Raw genomic sequence first — 19,306 nt, forward strand, 5'->3', positions numbered from 1 at the left:
GGCTGTCCCGAGATGCGCCCAGACGCCCTTCATTCCATTCCAAGGTAATGGCGCCACTCGGTTCCCATGTTGTCGTCCGTGATAGATTGGCTACCCGCCGTGCGGGCGAGCACTTCCGGACAGCCCTCGATCATGTGCTGCGAACTTTGATCGACCGTTGCCAGTGAATCCAGCAGTACGCGGTCGTCTGCGCTTTGGCTGTCGAACTCGTTGTGCCCATCAATGACGTAAGACTCCAGCGTCTGGCGCCAGCGGCTAAAATTCCAGTCGATTGGAGTTTCCGAAACGACCATGTGGTTGGTGAACCGTGCCCCGTAAGGAAATGCCAGGCAGGCGGTTCGCTGCACGCGAGCGGAGTCGGTCGTATTGTAGAACATGATTCCGTGCGGATTGAGGTGCTGCTGCCCGAGCTTGAGAAATTCGGTCGATAGCAGGTTTGCGGCATTGGCGCGAAAATTCCAGGTCGTGTTCGATACGATCGCGTCGAAGCGCCGTTCGGGATGGTGGCTCAACCAGCGTCTGCCATCGTCCTTGATGATGGTGACTTTCGGGTTGCCGAGCACGGAAGCGACCTCCGGCTGCTGTGCGATCAAGTCAACATAGCCCGGGTTGATCTCGACCACCGTAAGCGAGTTCACCGCGGGATTGTTGGCGATCACCTGCGCCCACGAACCCGATGCCAGCCCGATCATCAGAACGTCGCGCGGAGATGCGTGAAACAAACTCAACGCGTAGGGCCGGATGATGCCGTTTCGATCGTCCTGTAATCGCGTGTTGAAGCGTCCGTCATACATCCCGTTGCCGAATACGGTGCCATCGGTGTCGACGGTAATGATGCCGCCGCGATTCTCGACCACATGGCCAAAGGCGTGATCGACGGTGCCCTTGAACAGCAGGTTTTCGAGCACGCGCTCCGACAGCAACGGTGTCACGACCACGGCAACAACCGACACGCCGACAGCGACCGCCGCGCGCTTCAGCCGCTCCGTGCGCGCGACATCGAGCATCGCGATCACGGCCAGCGCGCAGGCCGTGCCCGCAATCACCAGCAGCACGGCGATCTGCACCAGAGTCAGACAGTTCGTCAAAACAAAGCCGGTCAGGATAGCGCCGGCCGCGGAGCCGAGGATATTGGCGAAATAAAGCAGCCCCGTTTGCATTCCGGCGCGATCGTCGGCCCGGACGCCGAATTGGGCGAGATACGGCAGCAGCGATCCCCATCGGCGGGCGATCAAATAGACCATCACCATCGCAATGACGAAAACGCCGCTGCCGAGCCAGGCGAAATGCGCCATGGCCGGCAGAAACAGCAGGCCGAGGAGATTTGCGAAAACAAGTTCGTCGGCTGCTTTGCGCATCGCGTCGGCCTGCGGGAGCGTCTCACATACCTTGCCCGCGCTCTGTGCCCCGCCTGCGATGCCAGCGAGAAAGCACGCCAGCGTCAGGCCAAATGCCGTTGCACTCGATCCGGAGGCATAGGAGACGGTTCGGAACAGAAATATTTCATACGATAAGGAAATGAACCCGCCGAGCGCCGCCAGCAGCAACACGGGTCGCATGGCAACGATCGCCTCGCCCGCGCCATTTTCTGCCATCGAGGGTACAGCGCGAGGTTCATCGGGATGCAGCGCGTGCGCCGCCATTGCGCCGATGGCGACGGCAACGTTGACGCCAACGGCGGTAAAAACCGCCCCATGCATGCCAAGGAACGGGAACAGCACGATGCAGCAGACGACGCAGGCCGCCCCCGCGCCGAGCGTATTGACGTAATAGAGCAGGCCGACGGCGTTGCCGACTTGCCCGGAGCGACGAACCAGGTGCGAAACCAGGATCGGCAAGGTCGCGCCCATCAGCAGCGTCGGCACGATGACGAGCAACAGGTTGACGGCGGCCATGGCCGGCAGCGACCAATTGACGATGAGCGCACCGACCTGCTCGAACACGCTGAGCGACACGATGCCGAAGGCGGCGGTCATTATCTCGATCACCGCCAACAAGGGCAGCAGACTGATCCCGCGCCGGTTTGAAACCCAGCCGCCGGCAAGACTGCCGAGTCCCAATCCAAGCATGAAGGCCGTGATGACGATGGTCACCGACTCCGAATTGACACCGAAAATGCGAAACAACTCGCGTTGCCAGGTAAGCTGGTAGATCAAGGCCGGAAAGCCGGAGAAGAAGAAAAGGGCGCAGAGAATTTTGGCCCATGTCGAAAGGCGCGCCCCGTCATTGGCGACGGGTAGATCGAGCGTTGTCATGGGGAACTCCGGGAAAACGTCCCACAACCTTAGAGAGCATCCATGAATCAATACTTGCCGCGGCAATGACAATGTTCCGGGAAGGATCCTTATCAATTGACGGAACAGCACCGACTCGACGGCGCCACAGTTTCCCTTTCGCGAAGCTGTTTTCGAATTCCAATCATCCTCAAGCGCGTGAATCAAGCTCCGCCGTGTGAAATCAAAGGTTGCAGGCGCCAGCGCTGGCCGTGTCGCCGGCGAAGCGGTTCAGCCCGCATTCCGTTAGTCTTAACGAAAATCGACACTTCGGCGGATTCCGGGGCGCTTCGTCCCGCGCAGGGTTCGATAGGCCCCGGAATGGCCAACCATCGCGTCAACTGATCGTGGCACCGCCGTCGATGACGATGGTCTGGCCGGTCATGAAGTCGCCGGCCGCCGATCCCATGAATACCGCAGCCCCTGCGATCTCGTCGGGGATGCCGATGCGCAGCAGCGGCGAGCGCGCCGTGGAGGCTTTGAGGGTTTCCGGATTGTCCCACAGCGCCTTGGCAAAATCGGTCTTGATCAGGCCGGGCGCGATGCAGTTCACGCGGATATTGTGCTTGCCGTATTCGCAGGCGAGGTTGCGCGCGAGCTGCATGTCGGCCGCCTTCGAGATCGCGTAGGCGCCGAGCACCGTGGAGCCCTTCAGGCCGCCGATCGAGGAGACGATGACGATCGAGCCGTCCTTGCGCTCGATCATCTGCGGCACCACCATCGAGATCAGCCAGTTGTTGGCGACGATATTGTTGTCGAGAATCTTGCGGAACTGGTCGTCGGAAATGCCGCCGAGCGGACCGTAATATGGATTGGACGCCGCGTTGCAGACCAGCACGTCGATCTTGCCGAAGGCGCGGTTGGTTTCGTTGACCAGGTTTTGCAGGTTTTCCTTGCTGGAAATATTCGCGGCGATCGCGACCGCCGTCCCTTTGCCGAACTTGTCGTTGATCTCCTTGGTCACTTGGTCGCAGACATCCTGCTTGCGCGAGGAGATCACAACCTTGGCGCCGTGCTCGGCCATGCGCTCGGCAATGGCGCGGCCGATGCCGCGCGTCGAGCCGGTGATGACGGCGACTTTTCCCTTCATATCGAACAAGGTCATGTTTCTCTCCCAATTTCAGGTTTTGATTTTCATCTCTTAAGCTTACGCAGCGTTCACGGCATTCGACAACTGCGCTTCAGGCAAGCTTGGTCTCCGGCACGACTTCCGGCCCGGCCGGCTGATGCATCGCGGCGTGCCTGGCATCCGCGATCCACGGCTGCTGGTTCACCATGGGCAGCCGCCAGTTGCTGTGGCCAGTGCTTGAGAAGTGATCGAGCCGCGTCACCGAACAATTGTCGATGTCAAAGGCGAGGCCTTTTTCCGCTTGACCACCCAGCGCCAGGCCGACGGCGGCCTTGATGGTGCCGCCATGGGCAACCGCGATCACGTCCTTGCCAGCCTCCTCGATGGTGATCCGCTCGATCGCACCACGCGTGCGATGATAGAGATCCATGAAACTTTCACCGCCCGGTGCAGGTTCGTCGATATCAGCGAACCAATGGCTGCCGACCGGCCGGCTGGCGATGAAGGCGGCGCGGTTCATTCCCTGCCATTCACCGAGATGCTGTTCGGCAAAGGCGGCCACGTGCGGCATCGCCGAAGGCTTTGGAAATCCCGCCGCCCAGATCGCCTCCGCCGTCTGATGCGTGCGCATCAGGTTGCTCGCATACCAGACCGCGCTACGCGGCAGAATCTTCGCGACCGCCTCGAACACCTCGCGATCGCTGGTGTCGCAGGCGATGTCCGACTGGCCGTAGATGTTGCCGCCGTCGTTGCGCACCGGTGCATGGCGCACCCACCACCACCGTGTTGTGACGACGGTTGGTTTGGCTGGATTGGACATCGCGAATACCCTTCCATACTGTTCGCCATGGCTGTACGTCAGTGCACACATCGTCTCAAGTGACTTGTCGTTGCAAGTGGCTTGGGCGTTTGAAATCTTGTTTGAAATTCCGTGAAGCGGCAAGCGCCGACACGCATAAGTTACAAGGGAGAACCTCATGGGCCGCCTCGAAGGCAAATCCGTCATCATCACCGGCGCTGGAAGCGGCATCGGGCGCGCCGCTTCGCTGTTGTTCACCAAGGAAGGCGCAAAACTGATTGCGGTCGACCGCAGCGAGAGCGTGAAGGAAACCGCAAAGCTGGTCAGCGATGCCGGCGGCATCGTGGAAGCCGTGATGGCGGATGCGGGTTCGGAAAGCGACGTAAAAGCCTTCATCGACAAGGCGGTTTCGAAATACGGGCGGCTCGATGCGATCTGGGCCAATGCCGGCGTCAGCGGCGGGCTGGTGCCCATCCCCGAACAAACCGTCGAGCACTGGCAGGAAGTGCTGCGTATCAATTTGATCGGTCCGTTCCTCGCGATCAAACATTCGATCCCACATATGACCAAACAGGGGTTTGGCTCGATCATCTGCACCGCGTCCGTCGCGGGGCTGAAGGCCGGCGCCAGCGGGCACCCTTACGGCGCCAGCAAGGCCGGCGTCATCAGCCTGGTGCAGACCACGGCCTATTCGCTGTCCGGCACCGGCATTCGCATCAATGCGGTGTGCCCGGGCTTGATCGAAACCGGCATGACCAAACCGGTGTTCGATCGCGCCAAGGAACGCGGCACCCAGGACAAGATCGGCCAGCTCAATCCCCTGAAGCGCGCGGGCCAGCCGCATGAACTGGCGGCGATGGGATTGTTCCTCGCCAGCGACGAGGCGTCCTACGTCAACGGCCAGGCGATCCCGGTCGACGGCGGGCTCACGGCGTCGATGCCGTATGCAGGCAAACCGGTTTAGGCGGCGCGCTATCAACACGTCGTCCCGGCGAAAGCCGGGACCCATACCGCGTGATGTTTCAATAAGGCATCGGTGGCAGAGACCTTCCGCAAAACTTCTCCCTGGGGTTATGGGTCCCGGGTCAAGCCCGGGACGACGTGGGGAGAATTCCTGCTTCATTTTTCCGAGAGCCGGAGTGATGCGAGTCTGCGTTCTCGCGGCGCGACGCGCCCGAGCTGTTGCAATCGTCGGCCCTCTTGAAACACAGAGGGCGCAGGGAAAGCCGGGTGCGCGCTGCACCCGCGGTCTCGCGTGCAATATGTGCATAAGAATGCGCACACGAGCATACAGGTTCAGCGGAGAACATCCGGCCTTCCCTGCGCAATGGTTTTACGGTTTCCTTCGTGCTCTCCCCGGCGACCGGGCTTTCTTGCCACCGTCGCCATGCGGATACTTCCGCACGACTTGACGCCAGCGTCGGGGCGTCAGGACCACACGACTTCGCCGTCCGCATCGGCCACGCTCGTCAGTCGCAGCTTTCGCGTCCACCGCATCCCACCGCGCGTTTCGTGACGATCGCGAGCCGCCCCTCTTGTCGGGTGAGACGCGCGGAGTCAAATCACTGATTTGCCCGACGGCACAAGCGGAAAATTTTTCGCAACGGGGCTGGACAGCTTTTTCTGATTTGCCCGTCGGGCTGGATCACGCTGTCACTTACGGCTCCGCAAGGGATGTAGACTCGTTAATTTCGTCCGGCGCAGTCGGACTCCCGGCGGACATCGGCGCAGGTCCGAAAGTGTCAGACGCGGACATTGGAATGAACTGAGCTCGCAATGCCCCGATCGCCAGAACCCTGAAACCGCACGTGTGCTCAACCGGCCAAGGGCCTGTCTGGATGAAAACTCAGGCTGATCTCAGGGACAAACCAAGCCTCAGTCAGAGTCTTTCGGCCACGGTTGGTTCATCACGATCGCACCACAGACCACTTCGAATACCAGGAGGAAGACCCATGACCAACGCAACAGTGACCATCCCCAAACAGGCCGACTATTCCGTGACTGCAGCAGCATCCGAGCTGGCCTCGCCTGCGCAATCACGGGCCCAGACCGACACCTTGAAATCCTGGAAGGACACCATGTCATCTCGACTCGCGCTCATGGCTTTCGTCGTCCTCGGTGCCAGTGGCGCATTGGCGGACGATATGAAGATGCCGATGAATGGCAAGGACATCTCCTGGGGACCGGCGCCGCCGTTCTTTCCAAAAGGCGCGGAGTTTGCGGTGCTCTCGGGCGATCCAGGCAAGGACGGTCTCTACGTTGTTCGTCTGAAGATGCCGGCGGGTTACAAGATCCCGCCCCACAATCACCCGACAACGGAAAACGTGACGGTCGTATCCGGCAATTTTCACATCGGGATGGGCGACAGCGTGGACGAAAAGAAGGGAATTGAGTTGACCTCAGGAGGGTATGGCGAGGCACCGGCGAAAATGAACCATTACGCCTGGATAACCAGCCCAACGATTGTGCAGGTTCACGGTCAAGGTCCCTTTGCAATCACCTACGTCAATCCGGCGGACGATCCCCGCACCAGGAAATAGCCGGCAACGCAACGGCGGCTGCTCGCGACACGATATGCCGGTGGTCCAACGGCTGCATGCATCAGCGGTGAATATATAGTTAGCAAGTCGTTTGATGGCGGCGAACGCGCGTCGGCGTCGGCCGTTTTGCGGACGGCAACGTCCATACCAGGCTAACGGCTGACGCCACGGCGTCCCCAAAAACTTGCAGCAGAAATTGGAGCTTCGTTATGAACATTGCGAGCGCAATCGAACCCAAGAGCCAGTACGTCGATTTCTGGAATGCGATACTCGTGCCAAAATTCAACCAGTGGCGACATGTGCTGGTGGGAGGCCTTAGCCAGCATAGTGCCAAGGTTTTTCCCGCACTCACGCTCGGGAGCGGCAACAATGTGCTCGACGTTGGATGCGGATGGGACGAGACCACGATTGAGATCGCTCAACGCGTTGGACCGACGGGCAAGGTCGTAGGTCTTGACTGCTGTGGTGCCTTCCTCGACGCGGGACGTGCGGATGCCGAGGCAGCGCGCCTGGGAAATGTAACATTCCTCGAAGCGGACGTGGAAACTCACGCGTTCAGGCCGGAGTACGATTTCTGCTTCTCGCGGTTCGGAACGCAGTTTTTCGAAAATCCCGTGGCGGGCTTGCGCAACATGCGATCAGCGCTCCAACCCGGAGGAACCACGACCATGATTGTCTGGCGCGCGCAAATCGACAACCCGTGGCTCACTCGCGCAAAGGAAGTCGTGTTGCGTCACCTGCCACCCGTAAAGGAACACGCTGCAACATGCGGACCCGGACCGTTCTCCATGGCAGATACCGAAGTGGTGACCCAGCAGTTGCGCATCGCCGGCTATTCCGGCGCCGAATTCAAGCGAGTCGATGCCGAGGTGATGGTTGGCCGAGACGTCGATGAAGCGGCCGCATTCCAGCTCGCGATCGGGCCCGCGGGTGAGGTTTATCGTGAGGCTGGTAGGGAAGCCGAGGGCAAGCATGAGATCCTGGTCGCTGCTCTCAAGGATGAGTTGCGTAAGTATGTGCGTCCAGAAGGGGTGATGATGGGTTCAAGTTCGTGGATGGTGACTGCGCAAAATCCCGGCTGACCGGCAATTATCGCGACCGTGACGCATTGGGGCAGCAGAGGCAGAACCAGCCATCCGTTCTCCGAGCTTGCAGCGATCCGCCGGATGATGCGGCCGATCTCGCGCACAACATTTCGATGGTGTCTTCAATTAAACAAACAGGAGATTGAAATGCAAACGATCAAGACCATTCCCACGCTGATGCTCGCTGCCTCGCTTGGAGCCGCGATGATTCTGTTTTCGGAAGCCGCTCTTGCGCGAAACGGCGGCGGCGATCATCAAGAACATAGCGATCATCAAGACCACAGCGGAATGAAAAGCGGTAACGGCAATGGCTCCGCAGCACGCAGCGGCAAGCATTCCGATGGTGACACCTACAAGAAAGGCAAAAGCAAAACCAAGCCCGGCACCGTCACCTGGGGCGGCTCGCCGCCGAGAAGCCCGCCGCCCGCAGGCACCGTCACCTGGGGCGGTTCGCCTCCGAGGAGTCCGCCGCCCACCGGGACAGGCCTGCATGTCCGTGGCGACAATGGTTCGAGAACTCCGGTCGATCTCAAAAGCGACCCGGTAACGAACGGCAAGCCTGTCAATGGCGGCTCTCCTCCGAAGACCCGGTGTCTACCACCGAACCGATAACGAACGGTGCGCCCATCAGCGGTGGCTCACCGCCGAGAAGCCCGACCGCGAACCCGACGCCTGCCGGCCCCCCGGCCGGCGCTGCGGTCGTCTCCAATGGTCAGGTCAAGCTCTACATACCAAACTCTTCGGGCGGCTTGAGCGTGACATCAGACAAACCGGGCACCATCACCGTCTCCAATGGTGACCCGAGCCATTCGGTGACGTTGCCTGGTGGCACCGTGACCATAACCGGCGGTCAAGCCCTCAACACCGTGGCAGGTGGCCCTGGCGTTCAAGTCGTCACTCATCCGAACGGCGACTTTGTAGCTGCGGCCAACGCGCCAGTGCCTCCCCCCACCAGAACCACCGTTACCGGCGGCCCCGAAGGCGGTTTCATCAATGCCCTCGGCAATGGTCTCGTGGATACCGCCAAGGATATCGGAAATGGGCTCTACGACGTGGCCCATCCGTCGTTTAGCGCCACGGCGACGGGGGATAACGTCACAAAGCCCCCCGCGACCTCGACCAGCGTCCAGCGATAAAGCTTTTCGGAACCCGGACCCGTTCGCGCCACTGGCGCGAACGGGACGAAGCTTCACACGCAAGCTTTCGGCAACGCCGCCGTTTGTCACCGCGAAATGTCTAACCAACAACTTCAGCCGGAGAATTTATGTCAGCCATCAGAACAACGCTCAGCTTTGCCATACTCGCCGCCACCGCCGGACTAATGCTCGTCGCTACGGCCGACACCAGCTTTGCCCAACGCGGCGGCCCCACCCACAACGGTCGTCCGCTTTGCGGGGGGATTGCCAGGCTAACAAGGCAAAGCCGCCCACGACTGTCGCGAACGGAAAGATCAAGCCGGGCGTGATCGGCGGGGCAAATGCTGGCGGAAGAAATTACAAGCAGCAGTAAGCGCCGATCGCTGGCGCGGCGGACACACCTATTCCTCATCCGCGCCCGGAATCTGTCGCAGCATGAAATGACCGAACGCGGAGGCGATCGGCCTGGCACGGTCGTCCTGCCAGGCCTGCGCCTCGAAAGCGACGACGCGCCGGCCCTGCTTGACGATCGACACGCTGGCGTAGCTGTCGAGCGCCCGGCCCGAACGCAAATAATTGATCGTCAGGCCGATCGGCTTGGGCGGCGCCACGCCGAGTTCGCGCGTCACGCCGACGATCGCGGTGGTTTCGAGGAAGGCGCCGGTCATGCCGCCGTGGATGGCGGGCAGCATCGGGTTGCCGATGATCTTCGGCGAGAAAGGCATCACCAGCGTGTCATCCTCGCCGATGCGGATGCCGAGCCAGCGCGCGAAGGGGCTGTTGGCGAACGGGCTGGTGGGATCCTCCGGCGCTTCGAGCGTCGGCGGCGCGCCGTCGTTCAACCGCTCGTCCGTCAGCATGTTGGTCCGGTTGGCGCCGATCATGAAGCAGGCCGTTGCGGTGGCGACGGGATCGTCTTCGGATTCCTGGTACGCCGTCGAGCGCACGAACGCGATCGAACGGGTGACGCGGGAGCAAACCGAATGCGCCTTGATGTCGAGGCCCGGCGTTGCCGGCTTCTGGTAATCGATGCGCAGGTCGAGCGTGGCGATCGCGCGCGTCCCGTCGAGCGCGAGCTGGACGGCCATGCCGCAGCTCTCGTCGAGCATGGCGGTGACGACGCCGCCGTGAAGAACGCCCGTCGCGGTGTCGCCGACGAAGACGGGGCGGTACGGCAGGCTTGACCAGGCCTCTCCCGGAGCGGCGCGGTCGAGCCGCAGTCCGCTGATGTGGCCGTAGACGGAGCGGCGGCGCGTGATGGCTTCGGCCAGTTCGTCAAACGGGAGCGGCGTGTTCAATATCGGAGCTTTGGACATGCCGGGGTTCTAGACCATATTGCGAAGCGAGCAAAAGATGGCGCGCCCGCGATCGGGCGCGACGGCCATTCAGCCATTCGTCACGTGCATCCCGGGCTTCCGTCCAGAATTCCATTGGCCGCCGATCGACCGCTCGATCTGTGCTGCGAGCTGCAACAGCAGCCCGTCATTGGCCTGCTTTGCCTGGGCCTGAATGCCAAGCGGCAAGCCGTTCTCATGTTCCGCCATCGGCAGCGAGATCGCGGGAATCCCGCACAGATTGGCGAGCGGCGTGAAGGCGAAGTTGCGCCACAGATTGCCGAACCAATCCAGCACCGATGGATTGTCCGAGATCGTCAAATATTCTGTCGTGCCGACTTTCGGCGTCGGCAGCGCGGTGATCGGCGTCAGGATGATATCCCATTGCTCGAAAAAGGCCCCGAAGCCGCGGGATGTGGTGTTGAAGACCGCCTGCATGCGCGCCCGCTCGGCAAACGAAATGTGCCGGCCGGCTTCCCATATCCGTATGTTGACAGGCTCGACAAGATGCGCCGGCGGGCTGTCCAGCCCGCGTGCCGCCAGCATGTTGCCGATCACGACCGCAAAATTGCTGATGTAGCAGGTGGTCTGGGCGTCAAAGGCGGCGGGATAGTCGACCGCCGGCAACGCGTAATCCACGCGGTGGCCGAGGCCTTCGAGGAACCGCCCTGCCCGTTCGAGCTCGGCAGCGATCTGCGGTGTCGCCCGATAGTCGCCCCATTGATGCGAGAGCGCGATCTTGAGCGGTCGCGGATCGCGCTTGATCATATCCTGGTAAGGCTCCGGTGAGGTCCAGAACGGCATGAATTCGCCGGGCGCAGGGCCCCGGCACGCATCCACGAAAACAGCGGTATCGCGTACCGAACGCGACTGGCAGCCCTGGATCGATACCAGCCCCGATAAATCCGAGAGCTGCGGCGCGAGCGAGAACACGCCCCGCGAAACCTTCAGCCCGATGTTGCCGTTGACCCCGGCCGGAATGCGGATCGAACCGCCGCCGTCGGTGGCATGCGCGATCGGCACAGCGCCCGCCGCGACCATGGCGGCGCTGCCGGCCGACGATCCGCATGTCGTGTAGTCCGTGTTCCACGGGTTGCGCGTCACGTAGACGGCGGGATTGTCCGCCGAACTGCAAACGCCGAACTCCGGTGTGGTGGTCCGTCCGATCAGGTTGAGCCCCGCCTCGCGCATCTTCGCCGTCAGGAAAGTGTCGGCGGTGGCGCGATTGCCGCGCGTCAGCAGCGAGCCCATTTCCTGCAAACGCCCCTTCATTGTCGGGCCCAGATCCTTCATCAGGAACGGCAGGCCTGCAAAGGGCCCCGCGAGATTGGCGCCGGCCCCGCCGGGATCGGCGATCGCGTCCTCGAAGATTTCGACCACTCCTGACAGCGCCGGATTGAGTTTTGCGATCGCTGCGTCCGCCTGACTTGCCAATTCGGTTGCCGTCAGGTCGCCTTTCCTGACGCGCGCGGCCAGCGCCACGCCGTCGTGCTGCGCCCATTCGTTCCAGCCCATCGGCAAATTCATGCGATTCATTTCCCTTCGCTACGGCGCCAACCCTAGTTTCGTGCCGTGGCAAGTCAATTCAATCGCGCATGCACTCCCGGTTGATGCCAAGAGCGGAAGTGGCTGCCCTGCTCAATCACCTCGTCGACGACAGCAAGCAGGGACGGCGAATGTATTGAGCAGATCAGGATCGCGTCTTTGAAGCGCGTGAGGCGTGGATCACAAGCCTGATTGCCCCGACCAGGGCGATCACGCCGCCGACAAAGCTGCCGGCAAGAGCAACCAGGCCGAGCCCGACCGGCATCGCATAGCGATCATACGCTTCGACAATCAATAGCGGCACCCATGACGCGGCCACGATGAACACGCCCGCGAAGACCGCAATCAGTTTTCCCTTCATCTTACCGCCGCCGTTCCCGTTGCGCCGCCACGATAGCACACGCACCCCCCGGCACTCCCGAAAAGCGCGCTTCAACAGAACCGGACTTGAATATTCGCGCTGAAAGGGGCGGCCATGAAATCATTTGACAGCATCGAAACGCGTGCTGGTCTACGGGATCAAGCAATAATCCGTTTCGGCATAACGTCAGGGCGGCGCTCAGATTGCCTTGAAGCGCCGCCCTGATTTCCTGTTGCTGGCCTAGCAGCCCGCGAAGATGGTTTCGGCGGGATCAGGCACGATCGAAGCGATCGAGGTTCATCACCTTGGTCCACGCCGCCACGAAGTCCTTGGCAAACTTCTCCTTCGAGTCCGCGCAGGCATAGACTTCCGCCAGCGCCCGCAGCTGCGAGTGCGAGCCGAAGATCAGGTCGGCGCGGGTGCCGGTCCACTTGACCGCGTTAGTCTTGCGGTCGCGCGCCTCGTAGACGCCCTCGGAACCCGCGGACGGATGCCACTGCGTGCGCATGTCGAGCAGGTTGGCGAAGAAGTCGTTGGTCAGCGTGCCCGGCTTCGTGGTGAAGACGCCGTGCTTGGACTTGCCGGTATTGGCGCCGAGCACACGCAGACCGCCGACGAGAACCGTCATCTCCGGCGCCGTCAGCGTCAGCAATTGCGCGCGGTCCACCAGCAGTTCCTCAACCGACATCGGCGGCTGGCCGCGGACATAGTTGCGGAAGCCGTCGACGGTCGGCTCGAGCGGAGCAAACGAATGCGCATCGGTCTGTTCCTGCGAGGCGTCCATGCGGCCCGGCGTGAACGGCACCTTCACGTCGGACCCTGCGTCCTTCGCCGCTTTCTCGACCGCGGCGCTGCCGCCGAGAACGATCAGGTCGGCGAGCGAGACCTTCTTGTCGCCTTTCTGCCCAGCGTTGAACTCCTTCTGGATGCCTTCGAGCTTCGAAAGCACCTTCGCAAGTTCAGCCGGCTGGTTGACGTCCCAGTCCTTCTGGGGACTGAGACGAATGCGTGCGCCGTTCGCGCCACCGCGCTTGTCGGAGCCCCGGAACGTCGATGCCGACGCCCAGGCGGTCGAGACCAGCTCCGAAACGGAGAGACCGGATGCCAGTATCTTCGCCTTCAGCGCCGCAATGTCCTGCTCGCCAACCAGTTCGTGGTTGACCGCGGGAATCGGGTCCTGCCAGATCAGTTCCTCCTTCGGAACCAGCGGGCCGAGATAACGCACGATCGGACCCATGTCGCGGTGGGTCAGCTTGAACCAGGCGCGGGCAAATGCGTCGGCGAACTGATCCGGATGCGCGTGGAATCGCCTTGAGATCTTCTCATAGGCCGGGTCGATCCGCAGCGAGAGGTCGGTGGTTAGCATCGACGGCGCGTGACGCTTCGACTTGTCGTGCGCATCCGGCACGGTCCCTGCGCCGGCGCTGTTTTTCGGCGTCCACTGATGAGCACCGGCCGGGCTCTTGGTCAGTTCCCATTCGTAGTTGAACAAATTGTCGAAGAAGTTGTTGCTCCACTTCGTCGGCGTCTTGCTCCAGATCACCTCGATACCCGAGGTGATCGCGTCACCCGCTTTGCCCGAGCCATATTTGCTCGACCAGCCGAGGCCCTGCTGCTCGATTTCGCCGGCTTCCGGCTCCGGGCCCACCAGCGTCGCATCGCCGGCGCCGTGGGTTTTGCCAAACGTGTGACCGCCGGCAATCAGCGCGACGGTTTCCTCGTCGTTCATCGCCATGCGCGCGAACGTCTCGCGGATGTCCCTGGCTGCCGCGAGTGGATCCGGCTTGCCGTTCGGCCCTTCCGGATTGACGTAGATCAGGCCCATCTGCACGGCGCCGAGCGGCCCCTGCAACTCGCGGTCGCCGGCATAGCGCTTGTCGTCCAGCCACTTGGCTTCGGGACCCCAGTTGACGTCCTGCTCGGGCTCCCAGACATCGGCGCGGCCACCGGCGAAACCGAAGGTCTTGAAGCCCATCGATTCCAGCGCGACGTTGCCGGCGAGGATCATCAGGTCGGCCCAGGAGAGTTTCTTGCCGTATTTCTGCTTGACCGGCCACAACAGCCGGCGCGCCTTGTCGAGGTTGGCGTTGTCAGGCCAGCTGTTGAGCGGCGCAAAACGCTGCTGGCCGGCTCCGGCGCCGCCGCGGCCGTCGCCGATGCGATAGGTGCCTGCACTGTGCCACGCCATGCGGATGAACAGCGGCCCGTAATGGCCAAAATCGGCCGGCCACCAATCCTGCGAGTCCGTCATCAGGGCATGCAGGTCCTTGATCACGGCATTGAGGTCGAGGCTCTTGAATTCCTTGGCGTAGTCGAAACCCTCGCCCATCGGATCGGACAGGTTGGACTGCTGGTGGAGGATTCCCAGATCCAGTTGTTTCGGCCACCAGTCACGGTTGCTCGGTGCGGGTTGCCCGCCTGAAAACGGGCACTTGGTCTTGTCATCCATATTCGCCTCCTTCGGTGGTGGTCTTGATGCTTTCCACCCTCTCCCCTGTTTCTACGCAACGCAAGCGATCAGGTAAAGTTGACTCTTATGATCGCTGCAATAAGATATTTTGATGAGTCACATTACGCTCAAACAGCTGCGTTATTTTGACGTCCTGGCACGTCATTGCCACTTCGGACGCGCCGCCGAAGCATCCGCGATCTCGCAGCCGGCCTTGTCGATGCAGATCAAGGAACTTGAGGAAGCGCTCGGCGGCGTGCTGCTCGAGCGGGGCGCGCGGCAGGTCCGGCTGACGAAGTTCGGAGAAGAGGTCGCCCAGCGCGCCCGCGACATCCTGCGCTCGGTCGATGAACTCGGCGACTTCGCGCGGGCGTCGCGGGACCGGCTCGACGGCCGGCTGCGCATCGGCATGATCCCGACCATTGCCCCCTATCTGCTGCCGACGATGATCGGGAACCTGACCCGGATGCATCCCGAACTCGACATTCACATCCGCGAGACGGTGACGCCGAAGCTGATACAGGAACTCGCGGAGGGCCGGCTTGACACCGCCATCGTCGCGCTGCCGGTGTCCGAACCTTCGTTTACCGAGGTCGCCCTGTTTGCGGAAAACTTTCTGCTGGTGCGGCCGGGCGAGGATGAGGGAACGCCGGCGCCCTCAAGCGAAAGCCTGCGCGAAATGCGGCTGCTTCTGCTCGAAGAGGGGCACTGTTTTCGCGATCAGGCGCTGTCGTTCTGCAATATGCAGTCGACGCCGCCGCGCGAGGTGCTGGACGCAAGCTCGCTGTTCACCCTCGTTCAAATGGTCGGCGCCGGCATCGGCGTCACCTTGATCCCGGAAATGGCCGTGGCGGTGGAGACCCGCTCGGCGTCGGTGTCGGTCACGCGCTTCAAAAAACCGCAGCCGTCGCGAACCATCGGCATGATCTGGCGCAAGACCAGTCCGCTGGCCCGACAACTGCTGGAAATTTCCGAAGTGGTTCGTCTCTCGGCCGAAACATTGCGCAAGCAGCACAACCCGGGAGCGTCGTCGCGCAATCGGCGGAACTGAACGGAACTATATCGCCGTCATTCCGGGGCGCGCAAACCGCGAGCTATGATGTGCAGTTGCACATCAGAGAATCCATAACTACGATCGGGAGTATGGATTCCGGGCCCGCGCCAAAAAGGCGCGTCCCGGAATGACGGAAAGACTGAAAAAGGCGCGACCTCGACGAGATCGCGCCTTGTTCTTTTCACCTCGCGCCGGCCTTTTGCGCGTATTCCCAGGACGCCTGCGACAGCGGCACGGTGCGCTTGGCCGACTCCAGTGCCTTGGCGTTGGCGGCGGTGCCGTCGCGAATCCGGCCCGCGATACCCTGGGTGATGCCGGCAAGGCGGAACAGATTGTAGGAAAAATACCAGTTCAGATCGGGCACCGCCGTGCCGGTCACATTGCAATAGATCTGCGCGGCCTCTTCCATGCTCGGAATGTTCAGCGCCTTGAGGTCGGCATTGGCGAGACCCGGCATGGTCCATTGCATCAACAGATAGGTGAAGTCGGCCATGGGATCGCCGATCGTCGACAATTCCCAGTCCAGCACCGCTTGCACCCGCGGTTCCGTCGCGTGGAAAATCATGTTGTCGAGGCGATAGTCGCCGTGGACGATCGACACGCGTTGCTGCGGCGGCACGGTTTTCGGCAGCCACTCGGCGAGTTTTTCGAATTCGGGAATGTGCTGCGTCTCGGAGGCGCGGTACTGCTTGGTCCAGCGATCGACCTGGCGCGCGAAATAATTACCGGGCTTGCCGAAATCGCCAAGGCCGATCGCCTGCGGGTCGTAAGTGTGCAGTTTCGCCAGCGTCTCGATCTTGCTGGTGAAGATTTTTCGCCGCGCTTCCGGCGTCTGGCTCGGCAGCGTGGGATCCCAGAACACCCGGCCCTCTTCCATCGACATGATGTAGAAGGCGGAACCGATCACGCCGTCGTCGGTGCATAGCGCATAGGCCTTGGCGACCGGAAAGCCCTGCTTGCTCAAGGCGGCGATGACACGAAATTCGCGATCGACCGCGTGCGCCGACGGCAACAGTTTGCCGAACGGCCGGCGCCGCATCACGTAGGACCTATCAGGCGTATCGAGCCGGTAGGTTGGGTTGGACTGGCCGCCCTTGAATTGCAGGACGGTCAATGGACCCTGATAGCCTTCGACGTTTTCGTTCAGCCAGCCGTCGAGGCGCATCTCATCGATGCGATGCCGCTCCTCGACCGGCCTTGTGCCCGAAAACTCTTCGTCTTTCCTGACGCCGTCCGCCACGATGACGCTCCCTTGCGATTTCTTCTTAGCTAACTTTGGGGAGCGCCATCTCAAGCGTTCCCTTTACTGTGACGTGTTTGCATACTTCCGAAGTTCAAGTCTGGCAATGGCGCGGTTATGGACTTCGTCCGGACCATCCGCCAGCCGCATCGTGCGCATGGAAGCATAGTCCCGCGCCAGACCGGCATCGTCGGAAACACCGGCGCCGCCGAACGCCTGAATGGCGTTGTCGATGATCTTCAGCGCCATGTTGGGTGCGGCGACCTTGATCATGGCGATCTCGAGCTGCGCGGTCTTGTTGCCGACCTTGTCCATCATGTCGGCGGCCTTGAGGCACAGCAGGCGGTTCATCTCGATATCGGTGCGGGCTTCCGCAATGCGCTGCTCCCAGATCGAATATTCGATGATCTTCTTGCCGAACGCCGAGCGCGACGACAGCCGCTTCACCATCTTCTCCAGCGCCTCTTCGGCCTTGCCGATGGTGCGCATGCAGTGATGGATGCGGCCCGGGCCGAGCCGGCCCTGCGCGATCTCAAAGCCCCTGCCCTCGCCGAGCAGGATGTTTTCTGCGGGAACGCGAACGTTCTCGAGCAGCACCTGGGCGTGGCCATGCGGCGCATCGTCGTAGCCGAACACCGGCAGCATCTTCTCCACCTTGATGCCGTGGGTGTCGAGCGGAACCAGGATTTGCGACTGCTGCTGGTGGCGTGCGGCCTTCGGATCGGTCTTGCCCATCAGGATCGCGATCTTGCAGCGGGGATCGCCGACGCCGGACGACCACCATTTGCGGCCGTTGATGACGTAATGATCGCCATCCTTCTCGATCCGGGTCTCGATGTTGGTGGCGTCCGAGGAGGCAACCGCGGGTTCCGTCATCAGGAAGGCGGAACGGATTTCGCCGTCCATCAGCGGGCGCAGCCATTTGCGCTTCTGCTCCTTGGAGGCATAGCGCATGAACACTTCCATGTTACCGGTATCAGGGGCGGAGCAGTTGAACACTTCCGACGCCCAGCTGATGTGGCCCATTTCCTCGGCCAGCGGCGCGTATTCCAGATTGCTCAATCCCGCGCCGCGGAATTCGTCGTCCTCATGCGCCGACGGCGGCATGAACATGTTCCAGAGGCCTTCGGCCTTCGCCTTCTTCTTCAGATCTTCCAGAACCGGAATCACCTTCCAGCGCGGACCTTCCTCGTCCTGCTGCTTGTAGATCGGCACCGCGGGGCGGACGTGCTTGGTCATGAACGACTGCACGCGGTTGAGCCAATCTTTCTGGCGGTCTGACATATTGAAGTCCATAGAACACTCCTCACCTTTGAAATCTTTGGGCGGCACTGTCTGCCCGCCACCTCGTCGCCGCAAGATCATTGTCGCGTGCGGCGACCGGCAGCTGGGTGAGCCAAAAATGGCGACGCGCACAAACGCGATTGACATTTCCTGCTCCTCAAACGATAGTTTCATACAACTGTTTGAATTGCAACTCCCTGCGCGCCTCGTCATTCCGGGGCAGCCCGCAGGGCTGAACCCGGAATCCAGAGGGAGATTCCGGGTTCGCGACGTTGTCGCGCCCCGGAATGACGGGAAAGGCTCAAGGCCATGGCGAGTGATCATACCCGCAATGCCATTCTCGCCGCCGCCGAACGGCTCTATGCCGATCGCGGCTTTGGCGATGTGACGCTGCGCGACATCGTGGCCGAGGCGAACGTCAACCTCGCCGCGGTGAACTATCATTTCGGCTCCAAGGACGAACTGATCGCCGAGTTGTTCGTCACCCGCAGCCTCGCCACCAACCGCGAGCGGCTCAATGAATTGAAGGCCGCCGAGGAAAAAGGCGGCGGCCGCGCCGGCATCGACGCCATCCTGCACGCGCTGGTCGGACCGACCTTGCGCGGCTGCCTCGGTCCCGACCGCGAAGGCTCGACCGCGGCGCGCTTCATGATCCGCGCCTCGATCGAATCGGTGCCGCCGATCCGCCGCATCAAGAATCGCGAGGTCGATCATTTGCGCAAGTTCATCGCCGCAATGCGCCGCTCCCTGCCCGGCCGCGACGATTCCGAACTCTATTGGGGTCTGCACTTCGCGCTGGCGATGTCGCACCACACCATCCGCGAAAAAGAGCGGCTGACGAAACTGTCGGAAGGAAAGTGCGACCTCAACGAGGTGCAGGCGATCGTCGACCGCGTAGTGGCGGTATCGGTGATGGCGCTGACGGCGGGCGGCGCGACGAGCAAGGCGTCGGTCAAGCCGGTGGCGCCGTATGGACGGCTCACCCGGCAAGACCTGTGAGCCAGGGCGCGTATTTATAAATCGAGCTGACTGGTGCGGGCTTGACCAATGTCCGCTGTGCCCCGGTAGCGAACACACTCCGCATCGCCGCGTAATGACGCGATGTGCCAATAGCCGACATCAGCCTCCGTGGACATG

General features: G+C 61.8%; 16 protein-coding genes. 7 read left to right on the forward strand and 9 right to left on the reverse strand.

Features of this window, described 5'->3' with window-relative positions; all coding sequences use genetic code 11:
* Positions 1 to 29: 29 nt before the first annotated feature.
* The 3 genes from V1289_RS00555 to V1289_RS00565 form a co-directional block, all read right to left on the reverse strand.
* On the reverse strand, positions 30 to 2,255 hold the full coding sequence (locus V1289_RS00555; protein WP_334395178.1) for a fused MFS/spermidine synthase: 2,226 nt from the start codon (positions 2,253 to 2,255) through the stop codon (positions 30 to 32).
* Between the two features lie 355 nt (positions 2,256 to 2,610).
* Positions 2,611 to 3,378 carry an SDR family NAD(P)-dependent oxidoreductase gene (locus tag V1289_RS00560; RefSeq protein ID WP_334395179.1) on the reverse strand — a complete coding sequence of 256 codons (768 nt, stop codon included), beginning with the start codon at positions 3,376 to 3,378 and terminating at the stop codon, positions 2,611 to 2,613.
* 76 nt (positions 3,379 to 3,454) lie between these two features.
* A complete protein-coding gene (locus tag V1289_RS00565; protein WP_309177644.1) occupies positions 3,455 to 4,162 on the reverse strand; it encodes a histidine phosphatase family protein in 708 nt (235 codons plus the stop codon).
* A 157-nt stretch (positions 4,163 to 4,319) separates the two neighbouring features.
* Between V1289_RS00565 and V1289_RS00570 the strand changes: the two genes are divergently transcribed.
* The 5 genes from V1289_RS00570 to V1289_RS00590 all read left to right on the forward strand — a co-directional run bounded on the left by V1289_RS00570 (position 4,320) and on the right by V1289_RS00590 (position 8,902).
* Positions 4,320 to 5,105, forward strand: a complete 786-nt coding sequence (locus V1289_RS00570; protein ID WP_334395180.1) for an SDR family NAD(P)-dependent oxidoreductase — start codon at positions 4,320 to 4,322, stop codon at positions 5,103 to 5,105.
* Between the two features lie 988 nt (positions 5,106 to 6,093).
* A complete protein-coding gene (locus tag V1289_RS00575) occupies positions 6,094 to 6,681 on the forward strand; it encodes a cupin domain-containing protein (protein ID WP_334395181.1) in 588 nt (195 codons plus the stop codon).
* 209 nt (positions 6,682 to 6,890) lie between these two features.
* Positions 6,891 to 7,763 carry a class I SAM-dependent methyltransferase gene (locus tag V1289_RS00580; RefSeq protein ID WP_334395182.1) on the forward strand — a complete coding sequence of 291 codons (873 nt, stop codon included), beginning with the start codon at positions 6,891 to 6,893 and terminating at the stop codon, positions 7,761 to 7,763.
* 84 nt (positions 7,764 to 7,847) lie between these two features.
* Positions 7,848 to 8,378, forward strand: a complete 531-nt coding sequence (locus V1289_RS00585) for a hypothetical protein (RefSeq protein WP_334395183.1) — start codon at positions 7,848 to 7,850, stop codon at positions 8,376 to 8,378.
* Positions 8,357 to 8,902 carry a hypothetical protein gene (locus V1289_RS00590; RefSeq protein ID WP_334395184.1) on the forward strand — a complete coding sequence of 182 codons (546 nt, stop codon included), beginning with the start codon at positions 8,357 to 8,359 and terminating at the stop codon, positions 8,900 to 8,902. Before V1289_RS00585 ends, V1289_RS00590 begins: the two co-directional genes overlap by 22 nt.
* A gap of 401 nt (positions 8,903 to 9,303) precedes the next feature.
* Here V1289_RS00590 and V1289_RS00595 read toward each other — a convergent pair whose 3' ends face one another.
* The 4 genes from V1289_RS00595 to katG form a co-directional block, all read right to left on the reverse strand.
* Positions 9,304 to 10,218, reverse strand: a complete 915-nt coding sequence (locus V1289_RS00595; protein ID WP_334395185.1) for a PaaI family thioesterase — start codon at positions 10,216 to 10,218, stop codon at positions 9,304 to 9,306.
* A gap of 69 nt (positions 10,219 to 10,287) precedes the next feature.
* Complete coding sequence (locus tag V1289_RS00600; RefSeq protein WP_334395186.1) at positions 10,288 to 11,763, reverse strand: amidase; 1,476 nt, start codon at positions 11,761 to 11,763, stop codon at positions 10,288 to 10,290.
* A gap of 163 nt (positions 11,764 to 11,926) precedes the next feature.
* Entirely contained in the window at positions 11,927 to 12,187 is a 261-nt protein-coding gene (locus V1289_RS00605; protein ID WP_334395187.1) for a hypothetical protein, read from the reverse strand.
* A 226-nt stretch (positions 12,188 to 12,413) separates the two neighbouring features.
* Positions 12,414 to 14,591, reverse strand: a complete 2,178-nt coding sequence (gene katG / locus V1289_RS00610; protein ID WP_334395188.1) for a catalase/peroxidase HPI — start codon at positions 14,589 to 14,591, stop codon at positions 12,414 to 12,416.
* Between the two features lie 112 nt (positions 14,592 to 14,703).
* Between katG and V1289_RS00615 the strand changes: the two genes are divergently transcribed.
* Entirely contained in the window at positions 14,704 to 15,642 is a 939-nt protein-coding gene (locus V1289_RS00615; RefSeq protein WP_334395189.1) for a hydrogen peroxide-inducible genes activator, read from the forward strand.
* 184 nt (positions 15,643 to 15,826) lie between these two features.
* Here the strand turns inward: V1289_RS00615 and V1289_RS00620 are convergent, their stop codons facing one another.
* Both V1289_RS00620 and V1289_RS00625 read right to left on the reverse strand, forming a co-directional pair.
* Positions 15,827 to 16,885, reverse strand: a complete 1,059-nt coding sequence (locus tag V1289_RS00620; protein WP_334395190.1) for a phosphotransferase family protein — start codon at positions 16,883 to 16,885, stop codon at positions 15,827 to 15,829.
* A 63-nt stretch (positions 16,886 to 16,948) separates the two neighbouring features.
* Positions 16,949 to 18,181 carry an acyl-CoA dehydrogenase family protein gene (locus V1289_RS00625; protein WP_334395191.1) on the reverse strand — a complete coding sequence of 411 codons (1,233 nt, stop codon included), beginning with the start codon at positions 18,179 to 18,181 and terminating at the stop codon, positions 16,949 to 16,951.
* A 297-nt stretch (positions 18,182 to 18,478) separates the two neighbouring features.
* On the opposite strand from V1289_RS00625, the gene V1289_RS00630 reads away from it, so the two are divergent.
* Positions 18,479 to 19,168, forward strand: coding sequence for a TetR/AcrR family transcriptional regulator (locus V1289_RS00630; RefSeq protein WP_334395192.1), 690 nt, complete (start codon positions 18,479 to 18,481; stop codon positions 19,166 to 19,168).
* Positions 19,169 to 19,306 lie beyond the last annotated feature (138 nt).

The sequence above is a fragment of the Bradyrhizobium sp. AZCC 2289 genome, assembly GCF_036924615.1.
Lineage (GTDB): Bacteria > Pseudomonadota > Alphaproteobacteria > Rhizobiales > Xanthobacteraceae > Bradyrhizobium.

Excerpts from the sequence above, each read along its gene's own strand:
- V1289_RS00555 (WP_334395178.1), bottom strand. The coding sequence starts at position 2,255 with ATGACAACGCTCGATCTACCCGTCGCCAATGACGGGGCGCGCCTTTCG.
- V1289_RS00560 (WP_334395179.1), bottom strand. The coding sequence starts at position 3,378 with ATGACCTTGTTCGATATGAAGGGAAAAGTCGCCGTCATCACCGGCTCG.
- V1289_RS00565 (WP_309177644.1), bottom strand. The coding sequence starts at position 4,162 with ATGTCCAATCCAGCCAAACCAACCGTCGTCACAACACGGTGGTGGTGG.
- V1289_RS00570 (WP_334395180.1), top strand. The coding sequence starts at position 4,320 with ATGGGCCGCCTCGAAGGCAAATCCGTCATCATCACCGGCGCTGGAAGC.
- V1289_RS00575 (WP_334395181.1), top strand. The coding sequence starts at position 6,094 with ATGACCAACGCAACAGTGACCATCCCCAAACAGGCCGACTATTCCGTG.
- V1289_RS00580 (WP_334395182.1), top strand. The coding sequence starts at position 6,891 with ATGAACATTGCGAGCGCAATCGAACCCAAGAGCCAGTACGTCGATTTC.
- V1289_RS00585 (WP_334395183.1), top strand. The coding sequence starts at position 7,848 with ATGATGCGGCCGATCTCGCGCACAACATTTCGATGGTGTCTTCAATTA.
- V1289_RS00595 (WP_334395185.1), bottom strand. The coding sequence starts at position 10,218 with ATGTCCAAAGCTCCGATATTGAACACGCCGCTCCCGTTTGACGAACTG.
- V1289_RS00600 (WP_334395186.1), bottom strand. The coding sequence starts at position 11,763 with ATGAATTTGCCGATGGGCTGGAACGAATGGGCGCAGCACGACGGCGTG.
- katG (WP_334395188.1), bottom strand. The coding sequence starts at position 14,591 with ATGGATGACAAGACCAAGTGCCCGTTTTCAGGCGGGCAACCCGCACCG.
- V1289_RS00615 (WP_334395189.1), top strand. The coding sequence starts at position 14,704 with ATGAGTCACATTACGCTCAAACAGCTGCGTTATTTTGACGTCCTGGCA.
- V1289_RS00625 (WP_334395191.1), bottom strand. The coding sequence starts at position 18,181 with ATGGACTTCAATATGTCAGACCGCCAGAAAGATTGGCTCAACCGCGTG.
- V1289_RS00630 (WP_334395192.1), top strand. The coding sequence starts at position 18,479 with ATGGCGAGTGATCATACCCGCAATGCCATTCTCGCCGCCGCCGAACGG.